Raw genomic sequence first — 14,625 nt, forward strand, 5'->3', positions numbered from 1 at the left:
GCTTGCCCAGTGTCGTTCAGTCCTTCGTGAGAGCGGTCGTACTTCTACCAAGAGTACGTGTCTCGCGGCCCGTGGGTTCCCGCCCGTCGATCCTCTCGGTCCGCGCGGGCTCCCCGAACAGCATCCGGCGGAAGTCCGCCCGCGCCTGCCGTACGGACTCCCGGGCGGAGGCCAGCGCCTCCCCGGTCGCCCGTCCCACACTGCGCGCGACCGCGGCCGCGGGCCGCAGCACGGCGTCCCGGACGGCATGGCCGACGGGGGTGAGCACCGTGCGGTACACCCACCGCACCGGCTCCACGAAGACCAGCCGGAAGAGGGTGGCGAGGGCGCGGCCGACGGCGAGCGAGATCCGCCCGGCCACCCGCCAGGCGTGCCCGAGGGCGTCACCGACCTCGCGGGCGACGACGGCGAGGACGCGCCCGACGGGGACGAGGACCCAGCGCCACAGTGCCAGCGCGGGCAGTACCAGCAGCACCCGGGCGACCCAGTACAGCGCGACGCCGATGCCGGTGGCGACCGTGCCCACCAGCCACGCCAGCCCCCTCGCGCACGCGGCGATCGCGTGCCCCACCGGGGTGAGGATCCACGCGTACACCCATCCCGCGGGGAGGACGAGGAGGTACCGCGCCAGCCAGGCCAGCCCCATGTACACCCCGGTCCCCAGGGCCGCGAGCAGCCACCACATGCCACGCGCGACAGGGGTGACCACCCGTGCGTACACCCGGACAAGGGCATGTCCCAGAGGTGTCAGCACCGACCGGTAGAGCCACACCAGGGGGATGACGACGAGCACCTTGCCGAGCAGTCCGAGTGCCTTGCCCACCGGCACGACGACGTATCGCCACAGCCCTGTGAAGGGCCAGACGAACACCGCCCGCCCCACCCACAGCAGGGCCCTGCCCACCGGCCTGAAGACGGTGTCCGTCAGGAACCTGCCCGCCACCACCAGCGCGTCCCACACCATGCGCACCGGGACGACCAGCACGAGCACGACGATCCGCACCGGCAGGCGGATCGCCACGACGAGACACCCCTCCGGCGTCTGCCGCTCGGGCCGCTGCGGGTATTTCTCCAGGTCCATACCGACGTAGACGCGCCGACGGCCCGGATGGATGCGGTCGGTACGCGGTCCTGGGGCCGAACGGCCCCCGCCGTCGCCGCGACAGGCCCTCGGAACGGGCCTACCGTCATCTGCACCCGCCCGCGCGATCGGCGCACGCTGACGACATGACCGGCAATCAGACATCCCCAGGCACCGGGTCATGGCACCTGAAGGGGTTCATGATCCTCACTCCGTCGCAGATCGAGGTCACGGCCGGAGAAGAGTTCACTTCGTCCGTGAGCGTGTGGCCCGCGGGGCCACGGCACGTCGTCAGCGCGTCCGCGTCCGCCGGGTCGGACCTGCGGGTCTCGGTGGAGGGCCACAAGGTCACGGTCACCGGGCGCCTCGGGCGTACGGGCGAGAGGCACACCGTCCAGGTGTCCATGAGCGACGGGGCGGACGTCGCGCACGACACCCTGACCATCGAGGCCACCGACCTGCACCGGCCGATCCCGCCGTTCCTGCACTCCACCACCGGCTGACCGCCGACCGACCACGAACCGACCGCACGTGCCGCGTCTGCCGGGCAAGTCCATACTTGTCGCAGGATCGTCGCCATCCTCCGGCAGAGGGAGGTGGGTGCGGAGATGTGCCGCTGGATCGCCTACTCGGGCACGCCCGTCCTGCTCAGTCACGTCCTGTTCGAGCCGCAGCACAGCCTGATCGACCAGAGCCTGCACTCCCGGCTGGGGGTGGAGACGACCAATGGCGACGGCTTCGGCGTCGGCTGGTACGCGGAGGATCTCGTCACCCCGGCGGTCGTGCGGGACGTGGGCCCGGCCTGGAACAACCGCAACCTGCAGGAGGTCGCTCACCACGTCGGTTCAGGACTGTTCTTCGCCCACATCAGGGCGACGACGGGAACGGCCGTGCAGCAGACCAACTGCCATCCCTTCCGATGGGATCGCTGGCTGTGGATGCACAACGGCGTGATCAACGAGTTCCCACGACTGCGACGTGACCTGGCCCTGGCCGTCGACCCCGCCCTCTACCCCGAGATCGAGGGTTCCACCGACTCCGAGCTGATGTTCTACCTGGCCCTGACGTTCGGTCTCACCGACGACCCGCCGGAAGCCGTGGCCCGCATGGCCGGCCTGGTCGAGGAGACGGGCCACAAGCACGGCGTACGGCACCCGCTCCAGATGACCCTCGCCATGTCCGACGGCGACCGCCTGTGGGCCTTCCGCTACTCCAGCGAAGGCGCCTCGCGGTCCCTCTACTACAGCACCAGGGTGGACTCCCTGCGCGCCCTCCACCCGGACACCGCGTTCCTGCGAGAGGTCGGAGAGGAAACCCGCCTGGTCGTCTCCGAACCCCTGGGCAACCTCCCCGGAGCCTGGAACGAGGTCCCAGAAAGCACCTACGGCATCGTCCAGCCGGGCCAGGACACCCTCCACGCCTTCGAACCGCGGCCGAACACCGTATGAACCGCCCGGGCCGGTCGGGGCCGGCGTCCCTGCGACAGAGTCACTTCGGTCCGGAACCGCTCCCCGCGATGTCCGCCGACGGGTAGGTCCGGCCGCCCATGTCGAGCCGGAACGGCGGGTACTGATCGGTCAGGAGTGCGGCATAGGCGCTCACCCGGGCGACCCATCGGGCCAGGCCCAGCAGGAAGTCGAACAGGGGGACCGGGTAGCGGGCAGTGACCGCGAGGACGATCACGGCGACCAGGGAGAGGAAGGGAATCACGCCGCCGCCACGCCAGGTGTCCCCTGACGCCCAGCCCCAGTCACCGACGAACATCCCGATGACGATGTACTGCGGGATCGCCAGCAGCCACCACTTCACGAGGACCAGACCGCGCGAGAGGCGCTCGGGATAGACGACGTCGAAATGCGCCGGATAGTCCGGCACGTCCTTGAGCGTGAAGGGCGGGTATCGGTCGGTGCCGAGCGCGGTGTGGGCGTAGTAGCTGACACGCCAGTTCCAGCGCAGTACGCCGACATTGAACTCGAAGAGGGACCGGGGGTACCGGCCCGTGAACAGGATGGCGAAGAACGCGATGACGGTCACGCAGACGAACGCGATCCACAGAAAGAACAGCACGATGTAATGCGGGATGGCGAGGAGCCACTTCACCAGCCACAGCCATCTGGACAGCCGAGGGTCGAGAGACGCTTCGATACGCACCGGTGACGCACTGACAGCAATCATGCGCGCAAATCCTTTCGAACGTCCCCGCCCGGCGGTCACCGGCCATGCCCCGCCGGAGCAGGCGGGCGGCCAGGTGGCTTCCTGATCACGGACTCAGGCTCGCACGTGACCGGGAACACCGCGACCGGGGTTGATCCGTTCGTCAGGGAGAAGCAAAGCCGCCGGGCGGGTCGTCATCCCGCACGCCACCCGATCGAGCGCCTCGCACACCTCAGTGCGTGTGACCGCTCGAAGCCGGCGACGGACCCGAATTCTTGACCGTCAAGGGCAGCAACTTCTTGCCGGTCGGGCCGATTTGTATGGCCGTGTCCATCTGCGGGCACACCCCGCAGTCGAAGCAGGGGGTCCAGCGGCAGTCCTCCACCTCGGTTTCGTCGAGGGCGTCCTGCCAGTCCTCCCAGAGCCAGTCCTTGTCCAGGCCGGAGTCGAGGTGGTCCCAGGGGAGGACCTCCTCGTAGGTGCGCTCGCGGGTGGTGTACCAGTCGACGTCCACGCCGAGGGGCGTCAGGGCCTTGTCGGCGCAGGACATCCAGCGGTCGTAGGAGAAGTGCTCGCGCCAGCCGTCGAAGCGGCCGCCGTCCTCGTAGACGGCGCGGATGACCGCGCCGATGCGGCGGTCGCCGCGGGAGAGCAGGCCCTCGACGATGCCCGGCTTGCCGTCGTGGTAGCGGAAGCCGATCGAGCGGCCGTACTTCTTGTCGCCGCGGATCTTGTCGCGGAGCTTCTCCAGGCGGGCGTCCGTCTCCTCGGCCGAGAGCTGCGGGGCCCACTGGAAGGGGGTGTGCGGCTTGGGGACGAAGCCGCCGATGGAGACCGTGCAGCGGATGTCGTTGGAGCGGGAGACCTCGCGGCCCTTCTGGATGACCCGGGTCGCCATGTCGGCGATCTGCAGGACGTCCTCGTCCGTCTCCGTCGGCAGGCCGCACATGAAGTACAGCTTCACCTGGCGCCAGCCGTTGCCGTAGGCGGTGGCGACGGTGCGGATGAGGTCCTCCTCGGACACCATCTTGTTGATGACCTTGCGCATCCGCTCCGAGCCGCCCTCGGGCGCGAAGGTGAGGCCGGAGCGGCGGCCGTTGCGCGTCAGCTCGTTCGCCAGGTCCACGTTGAAGGCGTCGACCCGGGTGGAGGGGAGCGAGAGGCCGATCTTGTCTTCCTCGTAGCGGTCCGCGAGGCCCTTGGCGATGTCGCCGATCTCGCTGTGGTCCGCGGAGGAGAGCGAGAGGAGGCCGACCTCCTCGAAGCCCGTCGCCTTCAGGCCCTTGTCGACCATCTCGCCGATGCCGGTGATGGAGCGTTCCCGGACGGGGCGGGTGATCATGCCGGCCTGGCAGAAGCGGCAGCCGCGCGTGCAGCCGCGGAAGATCTCCACCGACATTCGCTCGTGGACCGTCTCTGCCAGGGGGACGAGGGGCTGCTTGGGGTACGGCCACTCGTCGAGGTCCATGACCGTGTGCTTCGACACGCGCCAGGGCACGCCCGACTTGTTGGGGACCACGCGGGCGATACGGCCGTCGGGGAGGTACTCGACGTCGTAGAACGCCGGGATGTACACGCCGCCGGTCTTCGCGAGCCGGAAGAGGACCTCCTCGCGGCCGCCGGGGCGGCCCTCGGCCTTCCACTCCTTGATGATCCGCGTCATGTCCAGCACGGCCTGCTCGCCGTCGCCGATGATCGCCGCATCGATGAAGTCCGCGATGGGTTCCGGGTTGAACGCCGCGTGCCCGCCCGCGAGGACGATCGGGTCGTCCAGGCCGCGGTCCTTCGACTCCAGCGGGATGTCCGCCAGGTCCAGGGCGGTGAGCATGTTCGTGTAGCCGAGCTCCGTGGAGAACGACAGGCCGAACACGTCGAACGCCTTCACCGGGCGGTGGCTGTCGACCGTGAACTGCGGGACGCCGTGCTCCCGCATCAGCGCCTCCAGGTCCGGCCACACGCTGTAGGTGCGCTCGGCGAGGACGCCCTCCTGCTCGTTCAGGACCTCGTAGAGGATCATGACGCCCTGGTTGGGCAGGCCGACCTCATAGGCGTCCGGGTACATCAGCGCCCAGCGGACGTCGCAGGACTCCCACGGCTTGACCGTGGAGTTGAGCTCTCCGCCGACGTACTGGATCGGCTTCTGCACATGGGGGAGCAGAGCTTCGAGCTGCGGGAACACCGACGCAGCGACTTCGGCAGGCATCTCGCGAACCTTCGTGGGATGGGCTGGATGGACTCTGACTGACAGGGGTGACCATCTAGCCTAACGCGGCCCCGGCCCCTCCCCGACCGCCCGGCTGCCTTCCCCGTCCCCTGGTGGCGGTCCGCGCGAACAGCATCGCCCGGCGGCCGTCAGATGTCCGTCGCCTCCGTGATCCCCCGCCAGACGGCGGGCAGCGCCAGCTCCGCGGCCGCCGCCCGCCGCTCCTCGCGCCCGTAGAGCACCCCGTACGTGAACGAGCTCTCCCCCGCCGCGTGCGCCACGGCCGACAGCTCGCGCAGGCTCTGGCGGGCCATGACGCTGTCCTGGTGGTCGCCGAGCAGGGTCTGGACCGACTTCATCGACTTGACCAGGGCGGACGCGCGGTCGCCGAGGGCGCCCACGGCGGCTTCCGCCGAGTAGCGGGCCCGCTTGGCCTTCTTGCGGGACTCGTGCAGCGCCAGGTCGCGCTCGGTGCCGGGGTCGAGGGCGACGGCGCGTTCCACGAGCTCCGCCAGTTTCCCGAAGTCCTTGCGTACGGCCTTGGAGATCACCCTCTCCGGCTTTCCACCGGCCGCCTTCAGGAAGGGCGGCTGGTCGACCAGCGCGTCCAGGGTGTCGAGCAGGGCCAGGTACCGCGCGGAGTCCAGTACGCCGGTCAGCCGCCGGCGGGAGCCGCCGCGCCGGGCGTTCGCCCACCGCCGCAGGCGGGTGCGGACGGGGCCGGTGACCAGCGTCCGGGGCAGTCCGTCGAGGGCCGTCGACAGGCGCTCGGCGAGGACCTCGCTGTCCCGTCCCACCCCGAGTTCACCGGCCAGCCACTTGAGTTCCTCGCCGACGGGATCGGTGATCGTGCGGTCGAGGACCTTCGCGTAGCTGCGGAAGGCGCTGCGCATACGGCGGGTGGCGACGCGCATGCGGTGCAGGGCGTCGTGGACGTCCCTCCGTACCGCCGGGTCGAGGGCGACGATGGTGTCCCGCTGTTCGCGGACGTAGGCGAGGACGTGGTCGCCGGCGGTCACCGGCGGGGGCGGGGTCGGCATGCCGCTGCGGCGCTTCTTCTTCGGCGCCGTCTCCGTCAGCGCCCGGGCGAGCTTCGAGGCCGACCCGGAGGGCCGTACGCCCGCCTTGCGCAGTCGTTTGTCGACCTTGTCGAGGAAGGCGGGGTCGCCGTCGTCGGCGAGTTCCACCTCCAGTTCCGTCCACTGGGCGGTGCCGCCGGCGCCGGTGAGCCGTTCGGCGTGCACGGCGTCCACGCTGACCTCGGCCAGGACGCGGCCCGTGGCGTCGACGAGGTCGCTGACGTCGCGGTCGGAGCGCAGCCGGACCACGGGCAGCACTTCGGCGTCGCGGGCCCTGGAGCGGATCAGTCCGGCGAGGACGCGCGGGAGGGTGTCGGAGAGCGGGGCGCGGATCTCGTCCCGCACGCCCGGGGAGACGGGGAACTTCAGGTGCCAGCCGGCGTCCGCGCCACCGGTGCGGCGGCGCAGCGTGATCGAGGCGGCGGCGAGTCGCTCGTCCGCGGTGTCGTAGTAGGTGGCGTCCAGGTGGGCGACGCCCTTGTCTACGACGGCGTCGACACCCGCGACGCCGGTCAGGTCGGGCAGCCCGCTGTCGTCGGACTCGTACTTGCGCTCGATCTCGCGTTTTGTGTCCGCCATGACCCGAATCTAGTGGGATCCGGGTCAGGGCGGCAGGGCCGATGGGGCCGACGGTCAGGCGGACATGGGTCTCTGCACCTTGATCGACTGCAGTAGGCCGACGGCCATCCACACGGCGAACATCGACGAGCCGCCGTAGGACACGAAGGGCAGTGGCAGGCCGGTGACGGGCATGATCCCGAGGGTCATGCCGATGTTCTCGAACGCCTGGAAGGCGAACCAGGCGACGATGCCGGCGGCCACGATCGTGCCGTAGAGCTCCGTCGAGTCGCGCGCGATGCGGCAGGCGCGCCACAGGACCACGCCGAGCAGGAGGATGATCAGGCCCGCGCCGACGAAGCCGAGCTCCTCCCCCGCGACGGTGAACACGAAGTCGGTCTGCTGCTCGGGCACGAACTGGCCGGTGGTCTGCGAGCCGTGGAAGAGCCCGGCGCCGGTGAGGCCGCCCGAACCGATCGCGATGCGGGCCTGGTTGGTGTTGTAGCCGACTCCGGCCGGGTCGAGGCTGGGGTTCGCGAAGGCCGCGAACCGCGCGATCTGGTACTCGTCCAGGATGTGCAGCTGCCAGATGGCGGTGCAGCCGACGACACCGGCGGTGATCATGCCGAAGATCCAGCGGTTGGAGGCGCCGGAGGCGAGCAGCACGCCCAGGATGATCGTCACCAGGACCAGGACCGTGCCGAGGTCGGGCATGAGCAGCACGATCAGGATGGGTACGGCGGCCATGCCCAGCGCCTGCAGGACCGTGCGGTGGTCGGGGTACTGCTTGTCGCCCGCGTCGACCCGGGCCGAGAGCAGCATCGCCATGCCCAGGATGATCGTGATCTTCACGAACTCGGCGGGCTGCAGCGAGAATCCGCCGCCGAAGACGATCCAGTTGCGGCTGCCGTTGATGGTGGCGCCGAGCGGGGTGAGGACCAGCAGCACCCCGAACAGGGAGATGCCGTAGAGGATCGGGACGGCGGTGCGCAGGGTGCGGTGGCCGAGCCAGATCGTGCCGACCATCAGGGCGAGCCCGATGCCGGTGTTCATGATGTGCCGGATCAGGAAGTAGTACGGGTCGCCCTGGTTGATCTCCGTGCGGTTGCGGGTCGCGGAGAACACAAGGAGCGAGCCGAGGCCGGACAGGGCGAGGCCCGACAGCAGCATCGGCCAGTCCAGGCGGCGGGTGACCGAATCGCGGGCGAGGACCCGCGTCCAGCCGGCCCGCTCGGGTCCGTACCCGGAGACGGAGAAGCTGTTGGCACCGGTCATGTGAGCATCCTCCGGCTTCCCCTTCTGCGCGGCCTGCGGCGGGTGTTGCGGTTGGTCGCGGTGGGCGAGGCGGTGGTCGCGCCCGGCTGGGTCCCGTCGGGGGACGTGGCGCCTTCCTCGTCGGCCTTCTGCAGGTCCTTGACCGGGTCCTTGGCGACCTTCGGGGAGGCGATGGTGCCGTCCGCCTTGATCTTCGGCAGGCCCTTCTGCGGGGTCGGCAGCAGCGCCTTCTTCTTGTCGATGGAGCCGTCGGACTGGACGCCGTACATCGAGCTGTAGATGTTGCGCACGGCCTCACCGGAGGCGCCGGAACCCGTACCGGCCTGGGCGATGGTCATGACGACCGTGTAGTCCTTGGAGTACGTGGCGAGCCACGAGGTGGTCTGCTTGCCGTAGACCTCAGCGGTACCGGTCTTGGCGTGCAGCTCGATCTTGTCCTGCGGCCAGCCCTGGAACTTCCAGGCCGCGGTACCGCTGGTGATGACGCCTGCGAGGGCCTTGTCCATGCCCTTGAGGGTGGCCTTGCTGACCGGCAGCTTCGCCTTGACCTTCGGCTTGATCTCCTGGACGGTCTTGCCGTCGGCGCTGACGACGGCCTTGCCGATGGTGGGGACGTACTCCGTGCCGCCGTTGGCGAGCGCCCCGTAGATCATGGCCTCCTGGATCGGCGTGACGAGCGTGTCGCCCTGGCCGATGGAGTAGTTGATGGAGTCACCCTCGCGCATCTTGTTGCCCTCGAGGCAGTTCTCGTAGGCGATCTTCTCGACGTACGAGCCGTCCTTCTTGCCCGTCTTGCACCAGGCGTCCTTGTTGGCCTTCCAGTAGGACTCCTTCCACTGGCGGTCGGGGACGCGGCCGGTGACCTCGTTCGGCAGGTCTACGCCGGTCTCCTTGCCGAGGCCGAACTGGTGGGCGGCCTTGTAGAAGTAGTCCTTGGGCTGGCCCTTCTTGGGGTTGATGCCGCCGTCCTTCTTCCACTGCTGGTCGGCCAGGCCGTAGAAGACGGTGTCGCAGGAGACCTCCAGGGCGCGGCCCAGGGAGATCGGGCCGAAGTTCTCGCCCTCGAAGTTCTTGAAGACCTGGCCGCCCACCGAGTACGAGCTGGTGCAGGGGTAGCCGCCGTCCCACACGTAGCCGGCCTCGACCGCGGCGGCCGTGGAGACCACCTTGAAGGTCGAACCGGGCGCGGACTGACCCTGTATGGCCCGGTTGAGCAGCGGGTAGTCGGACTTCTTGCCGGTGAGCGCCTTGTAGTCCTTGGCGGAGATGCCGCCCACCCACACGTTCGGGTCGTACGTCGGCGCGGACGCCATGGCGACGATGCGGCCGGTCTTGGCCTCCATGACGACGACGGCGCCGGAGTCGGCCTTGTAGTTCTCGCCGGTGATCTTGTCGAACTGCTCGCGGGCCTTCTTCATCGCCTCGTTCAGCTCGTACTCGGCGACGCGCTGGACGCGGGAGTCGATGCTGGTGACGAGGTTCGCGCCGGGCTGGGCGGCGTCGGACTTGGCCTTGCCGATGACGCGGCCGAGGTTGTCGACCTCGTAGCGGGTGACGCCGGCCTTGCCGCGCAGTGCCTTGTCGTACTGGCGCTCCAGGCCCGAGCGGCCGACCTGGTCGGAGCGCAGGTAGGGCGAGTCGGTGTCCTTGGCCTGCTGGATCTCGTCGTCGGTGACCGGGGAGAGATAGCCGAGGACCTGGGCGGTGTTGGCCTTGCCGGGGGCCGGGTAGCGGCGCACGGCCTCGGGCTCGGCGGTGATGCCGGGGAAGTCCTCGGAGCGCTCGCGAATCTGCAGGGCCTGACGCGGGGTGGCCTCGTCGGTGATGGGGATCGGCTGGTACGGCGAGCCGTTCCAGCACGGCTGCGGGGTCTTGGCGTCGCACAGCCGGACCTTCTGCATGACGTCGGCGGGCTTCATGCCCAGGACGCCGGCCAGCTTGGTCAGGACGGCCTTGCCGTCGTCCTTCATCTTCAGCAGGTCGGTGCGGGAGGCGGAGACCACGAGCCGGGTCTCGTTGTCCGCGATCGGCACTCCGCGCGCGTCCAGGATGGAGCCGCGCACGGCGGGCTCGACGACCTGCTGGACGTGGTTGCCGGATGCCTCCTTCTGGTACGAGGCGCCCTCGCGGATCTGCAGGTACCACAGGCGGCCGCCAAGGGTGCCGAGCAGGGAGAGGACGAGGATCTGGATGACGACGAGACGGATCTGGACGCGTGGCGTCCGTCCGGTCTCGGGAATGTTGGTCACGTGGGCTGCCTCCCCCTCTCAGTGCGCGAATGTGTGAGCGCGTACGCATGATGAACGACGGACCTGTGAGGCGCCGTTCCGCGAAAAGTGCCCCGTTCGGGTGAACTGACCCGCTCTCACAGCCGCTTGACCCCCTTGATGCGTCCCACCCGGGCGGTGCGCGTGCGCGCCTTGGTCTTCAGACCGCCGAGGCCGCCGCGCTGGCCGCCGATCTTCAGGCCGGTGCCGGCGGAGATCCAGCCGGAGGAGATGTCGGTGGCCTTCTTGCTCGAGGAGTTGGTCTCGGCGAGCGGGTCGTTGTCCGCGCGCCGGGCCAGGGCCATGATTCCGGGGACCACGAAGGGGGCGAGCAGCAGGTCGTACAGGGCGGCCGTGAACAGCAGGCCGACGAGGCCCACATGACGGGCGGCGGTGTCGCCGACGAGGGCGCCCACCCCGGCGTACAGCAGGGTGGAGCCGATGGCGGCGGCGACCACGACGACCATGGGGCCGGTGGCCGACTTGAGTCTGCCGTTCTCCGGTTTGATCAGGCCGGCGAGGTAGCCGATGACGCACAGGACCAGGGCGTAGCGGCCGGCCGCGTGGTCGGCCGGGGGCGCGAGGTCGGCGAGCAGGCCGGCGCCGAAGCCGACGAGGGCGCCGCCGACATGGCCGTAGACCATGGCCAGGCCCAGGACGGTCAGGAGCAGCAAGTCGGGTACGGCGCCGGGGAGATGGAGCCGGGACAGGACGCTCACCTGGATCACCAGGGCGAGGACCACCAGTGCCGAGGAGAGCAGGATCCGGTTGACACGCATGGGGATTCAGCTCCTACTGCTACGGGGTCGGGCCGTTGGTGGGCGCGTTCGCCGAGGGGGTGACCGTGACGGTGACGGTCGGCGTCGGGGTCGGCTTTGGCTTCTTCGGCAGCACCGTGTCGCGGGGGTCCTTCTTCGGGGCCTCGACGACGATGCCGACGATGTCGAGCTTGGTGAAACCGACGTACGGCGTGACGTAGATGGTCCGGGTCAGGCCGCCCTCGGAGGGCTGGACGCGGGAGACCACGCCGACCGGGACGCCGGGCACGAAGGGCTTGTCGGCCTGGGAGCCGAAGGTGACGAGCCGGTCGCCCTTTTTCACCTCGGCCTTGCCGTTGAGGAGTTCGACGCGCAGCGGCCGGTCGCCCTGGCCGGAGGCGAAGCCGAGTTCGTCGCTGTTCTCCATGCGGGTGCCGACGGTGAAGTCGGGGTCGTTGGCGAGCAGGACGGTGGAGGTGCTCGGGCCGACGGTCGTCACGCGTCCGACCAGGCCGTCGCCGTTGAGGACCGTCATGTCCCGCTTGATGCCGTCGTCGGCGCCGGCGTCGATGGTGATGGTCCAGGAGAAGCCCTGGGCCGCTCCTATGGCGATGACCTGGGCGCCCTTGATGCCGTACTGCCCCTCGCCGGCGATCTTCAGCATCTTGTCGAGCTGCTTGAGGCGGCTGGCGTTGCGGTCGTCGCTGCCGAGCTTCGCCTTGAGGGCCGCGTTCTCCTTCTCCAGCCGGGCGAGCCGGTCGTGCTTGGTGCCGGAGTCGCGGATCGCGGAGACGGCGTTGCCGACCGGGTCGACCGCCGCCGACACGCCGTTCTCGATCGGGCCGAAGGCCGCGGCCGCCGCCCGGCGGGCACCGTCGACCGGTGAGTCCTCCCCGCCGCGGATGTCCACGGTGATCAGCGCGAACGCGACGGCGATCAACAGCACCAGGAGCAGCCGGCTCTCTCTCGTGTCCCTCACGTGCGGCGGCCGTGCCTTCCTCATAGGAATGTGCGGGTGTTCAGGTTTTTTCGGGGCGGAGGCTTACGCGTGAGCTTATGCCTCTATATCAACGATCCGCCGTACGAGAGGAGATCATCTCGTACGGCGGAATCGAAGAGTTACGTCATCTGCGCGGCTGGGCGTCCAGCACCTGCTGGAGCGCCTCGAACTCCTCCACGCACTTGCCGGAGCCGAGCGCCACGCTGTCCAGCGGGTCCTCGGCGATGTGGATCGGCATGCCGGTCTCGCGCCGCAGCCGCTCGTCGAGACCGCGCAGCAGGGCCCCGCCGCCGGTCAGAACGATTCCGCGGTCCATGATGTCGCCGGACAGCTCCGGCGGGCACTTGTCGAGGGTCGTCTTGACGGCGTCGACGATCGCGTTGACCGGTTCCTCGATGGCCTTGCGCACCTCGGCGGCCGAGATGACGACGGTCTTGGGCAGCCCGGACACCAGGTCCCGGCCGCGGATTTCGGTGTGTTCGTCAGCGTCGAGGTCGTACGCCGAACCGATCGTGATCTTGATCTGCTCGGCCGTCCGCTCACCCAGAAGGAGGCTGTACTCCTTCTTGATGTGCTGGATGATCGCGTTGTCCAGCTCGTCGCCCGCGACGCGGATGGACTGGGCGGTGACGATGCCGCCCAGCGAGATGACCGCGACCTCCGTCGTGCCGCCGCCGATGTCCACCACCATGTTGCCCGTGGCCTCGTGGACCGGCAGGCCGGAGCCGATGGCCGCGGCCATGGGCTCCTCGATGATGTGCACCTGGCGGGCGCCGGCCTGGGACGACGCCTCGATGACGGCGCGGCGCTCGACGCCGGTGATACCCGAGGGCACACAGACGACGACCCGCGGACGAGCCAGGTACCGCCGCTTGTGGATCTTCAGGATGAAGTACCGGAGCATCCGCTCGGTGATCTCGAAGTCGGCGATCACGCCGTCCTTCAGCGGGCGGACGGCGACGATGTTGCCGGGCGTGCGGCCGATCATCTTCTTCGCTTCGGCGCCGACCGCGAGGATGCCACCGGTGTTCGTGTTGATCGCGACTACGGACGGCTCGTTGAGTACGATCCCGCGACCCCTGACGTACACCAGCGTGTTGGCGGTCCCGAGGTCGACAGCCATGTCACGGCCGATGAACGACATTGAGTTCCCCATCAGGATTCGTCTGGCCTTCCTGGGAGCTTTTGAGGGCTTTTCAGGTCGGCGAAGTGGGTGCTGTGACGTGAAGGCTTCCATCGTATCGGCGCCCGCACGGACACTGCGTAAGGGTCTCCGCCATTGTCAGCAGATGCTGGGTGCGTTCGCTTGGTGAGAGGGGCGTTCGGGGGTGCTCGTTCCCTCGATCGCCACGCATATGCCAGAAAGTCCGGGGGCACCGCCCCCGGACTCGCCGTTCCGCCGGGGCAGCGCTACGCGCGGCCCGGGAAGAAGATCTTCACCTCGCGCTCGGCGGACTCCTCGGAGTCGGAGGCGTGGATCAGGTTCTCGCGCACGATCACGCCGTAGTCGCCCCGGATGGAGCCCGGCGCGGCGGCGATCGGATCGGTCGGGCCGGCGAGCGCGCGCAGCCCCTCGATGACCCGCTCGCCCTCGACGATCAGCGCCACGACCGGGCCGGAGGCCATGAACTCAACCAGCGGCTCGTAGAAGGGCTTGCCCTTGTGCTCGCCGTAGTGCTGCTCCAGCGTCTCCTGGTCCAGCGTCCGCAGCTCCAGCGCGGTGATCTGCCAGCCGGCCTTGCGCTCGATGCGGCTGATGATCTCGCCGGTCAGGCCACGGCGGACTGCGTCGGGCTTGAGCAGGACGAGGGTGCGCTGGCTCACTGCGGGCTCCTAGCGATCAAGAGTCGTGCGGGGTGTTCGAAGATTACAGGGCGTGTCGGGGCCTTCGTCACGCAGCGTCAGGTGTGGAGGAGCCGCTCTGGGCCGCGAATCTGGCCTTCGCCTCGTCGATCTTCCTGCCGTAGTGCACCGACGCCCACCACAGGGCGGCGAAGACCGCGCCCAGGAAGAACATCGTCGGCACGATGAACCCGGAGGCGATCAGCGCGACCTGAAGGGCCCAGCCCAGCGCGATGCCGCCCGGGCGGGTCACCATGCCGCACAGCAGCAGGCACAGGAACATCGCGATGCCGCTGACCGTCCACACCGTCGAGGTGGACAGGTCCGGGTCCTTCATGGCGACCAGCCCGGCGAACCCGATCACGAAGAACTCGCCGATCAGCGTCGAGGAACACAGCGTACGCACGG

Annotated in this window: 13 protein-coding genes; 2 read left to right on the forward strand and 11 right to left on the reverse strand. The window is 69.3% G+C overall.

Features of this window, described 5'->3' with window-relative positions; all coding sequences use genetic code 11:
- Positions 1 to 16: 16 nt before the first annotated feature.
- Complete coding sequence (locus FBY22_RS34745; RefSeq protein WP_142151936.1) at positions 17 to 1,081, reverse strand: hypothetical protein; 1,065 nt, start codon at positions 1,079 to 1,081, stop codon at positions 17 to 19.
- A 200-nt stretch (positions 1,082 to 1,281) separates the two neighbouring features.
- On the opposite strand from FBY22_RS34745, the gene FBY22_RS34750 reads away from it, so the two are divergent.
- Together FBY22_RS34750 and FBY22_RS34755 are read left to right on the forward strand one after the other, a co-directional pair.
- A complete protein-coding gene (locus FBY22_RS34750) occupies positions 1,282 to 1,584 on the forward strand; it encodes a hypothetical protein (RefSeq protein WP_142151937.1) in 303 nt (100 codons plus the stop codon).
- A gap of 105 nt (positions 1,585 to 1,689) precedes the next feature.
- Complete coding sequence (locus tag FBY22_RS34755) at positions 1,690 to 2,529, forward strand: class II glutamine amidotransferase (protein WP_142151938.1); 840 nt, start codon at positions 1,690 to 1,692, stop codon at positions 2,527 to 2,529.
- A 40-nt stretch (positions 2,530 to 2,569) separates the two neighbouring features.
- On the opposite strand, the gene FBY22_RS34760 is transcribed toward FBY22_RS34755, so the two are convergent.
- From FBY22_RS34760 to FBY22_RS34805, 10 genes are all read right to left on the reverse strand, one after another.
- Positions 2,570 to 3,256: a DUF4389 domain-containing protein gene (locus FBY22_RS34760; RefSeq protein ID WP_142151939.1), complete on the reverse strand. Its 687-nt coding sequence runs from the start codon at positions 3,254 to 3,256 to the stop codon at positions 2,570 to 2,572.
- A 211-nt stretch (positions 3,257 to 3,467) separates the two neighbouring features.
- Positions 3,468 to 5,438, reverse strand: coding sequence for a TIGR03960 family B12-binding radical SAM protein (locus FBY22_RS34765; RefSeq protein ID WP_142151940.1), 1,971 nt, complete (start codon positions 5,436 to 5,438; stop codon positions 3,468 to 3,470).
- A gap of 149 nt (positions 5,439 to 5,587) precedes the next feature.
- Positions 5,588 to 7,096, reverse strand: a complete 1,509-nt coding sequence (locus FBY22_RS34770; RefSeq protein ID WP_142151941.1) for a CYTH and CHAD domain-containing protein — start codon at positions 7,094 to 7,096, stop codon at positions 5,588 to 5,590.
- Positions 7,097 to 7,150: 54 nt separating this feature from the next.
- Complete coding sequence (gene rodA, locus FBY22_RS34775; RefSeq protein ID WP_142151942.1) at positions 7,151 to 8,350, reverse strand: rod shape-determining protein RodA; 1,200 nt, start codon at positions 8,348 to 8,350, stop codon at positions 7,151 to 7,153.
- Positions 8,347 to 10,599, reverse strand: a complete 2,253-nt coding sequence (gene mrdA / locus FBY22_RS34780; protein ID WP_142151943.1) for a penicillin-binding protein 2 — start codon at positions 10,597 to 10,599, stop codon at positions 8,347 to 8,349. Before mrdA ends, rodA begins: the two co-directional genes overlap by 4 nt.
- A gap of 116 nt (positions 10,600 to 10,715) precedes the next feature.
- On the reverse strand, positions 10,716 to 11,396 hold the full coding sequence (gene mreD / locus FBY22_RS34785) for a rod shape-determining protein MreD (protein ID WP_142151944.1): 681 nt from the start codon (positions 11,394 to 11,396) through the stop codon (positions 10,716 to 10,718).
- Between the two features lie 19 nt (positions 11,397 to 11,415).
- Entirely contained in the window at positions 11,416 to 12,354 is a 939-nt protein-coding gene (mreC, locus tag FBY22_RS34790; RefSeq protein ID WP_142151945.1) for a rod shape-determining protein MreC, read from the reverse strand.
- A 145-nt stretch (positions 12,355 to 12,499) separates the two neighbouring features.
- Positions 12,500 to 13,519 carry a rod shape-determining protein gene (locus tag FBY22_RS34795; protein ID WP_004931372.1) on the reverse strand — a complete coding sequence of 340 codons (1,020 nt, stop codon included), beginning with the start codon at positions 13,517 to 13,519 and terminating at the stop codon, positions 12,500 to 12,502.
- Between the two features lie 266 nt (positions 13,520 to 13,785).
- Positions 13,786 to 14,199: a nucleoside-diphosphate kinase gene (ndk, locus tag FBY22_RS34800; protein ID WP_142151946.1), complete on the reverse strand. Its 414-nt coding sequence runs from the start codon at positions 14,197 to 14,199 to the stop codon at positions 13,786 to 13,788.
- A gap of 67 nt (positions 14,200 to 14,266) precedes the next feature.
- Positions 14,267 to 14,623, reverse strand: a complete 357-nt coding sequence (locus FBY22_RS34805) for a DUF4233 domain-containing protein (RefSeq protein WP_142151947.1) — start codon at positions 14,621 to 14,623, stop codon at positions 14,267 to 14,269.
- Positions 14,624 to 14,625 lie beyond the last annotated feature (2 nt).

The sequence above is a fragment of the Streptomyces sp. SLBN-31 genome, from assembly GCF_006715395.1.
Taxonomy (GTDB): Bacteria; Actinomycetota; Actinomycetes; order Streptomycetales; family Streptomycetaceae; genus Streptomyces.

Bases quoted from the DNA above. Each gene is read 5' to 3' on its own strand.
- rodA (WP_142151942.1), bottom strand. From the start codon at position 8,350: ATGACCGGTGCCAACAGCTTCTCCGTCTCCGGGTACGGACCCGAGCGG.
- FBY22_RS34745 (WP_142151936.1), bottom strand. From the start codon at position 1,081: ATGGACCTGGAGAAATACCCGCAGCGGCCCGAGCGGCAGACGCCGGAG.
- FBY22_RS34795 (WP_004931372.1), bottom strand. From the start codon at position 13,519: ATGTCGTTCATCGGCCGTGACATGGCTGTCGACCTCGGGACCGCCAAC.
- FBY22_RS34750 (WP_142151937.1), top strand. From the start codon at position 1,282: ATGATCCTCACTCCGTCGCAGATCGAGGTCACGGCCGGAGAAGAGTTC.
- FBY22_RS34765 (WP_142151940.1), bottom strand. From the start codon at position 5,438: ATGCCTGCCGAAGTCGCTGCGTCGGTGTTCCCGCAGCTCGAAGCTCTG.
- FBY22_RS34770 (WP_142151941.1), bottom strand. From the start codon at position 7,096: ATGGCGGACACAAAACGCGAGATCGAGCGCAAGTACGAGTCCGACGAC.
- FBY22_RS34755 (WP_142151938.1), top strand. From the start codon at position 1,690: ATGTGCCGCTGGATCGCCTACTCGGGCACGCCCGTCCTGCTCAGTCAC.
- FBY22_RS34760 (WP_142151939.1), bottom strand. From the start codon at position 3,256: ATGATTGCTGTCAGTGCGTCACCGGTGCGTATCGAAGCGTCTCTCGAC.
- mreD (WP_142151944.1), bottom strand. From the start codon at position 11,396: ATGCGTGTCAACCGGATCCTGCTCTCCTCGGCACTGGTGGTCCTCGCC.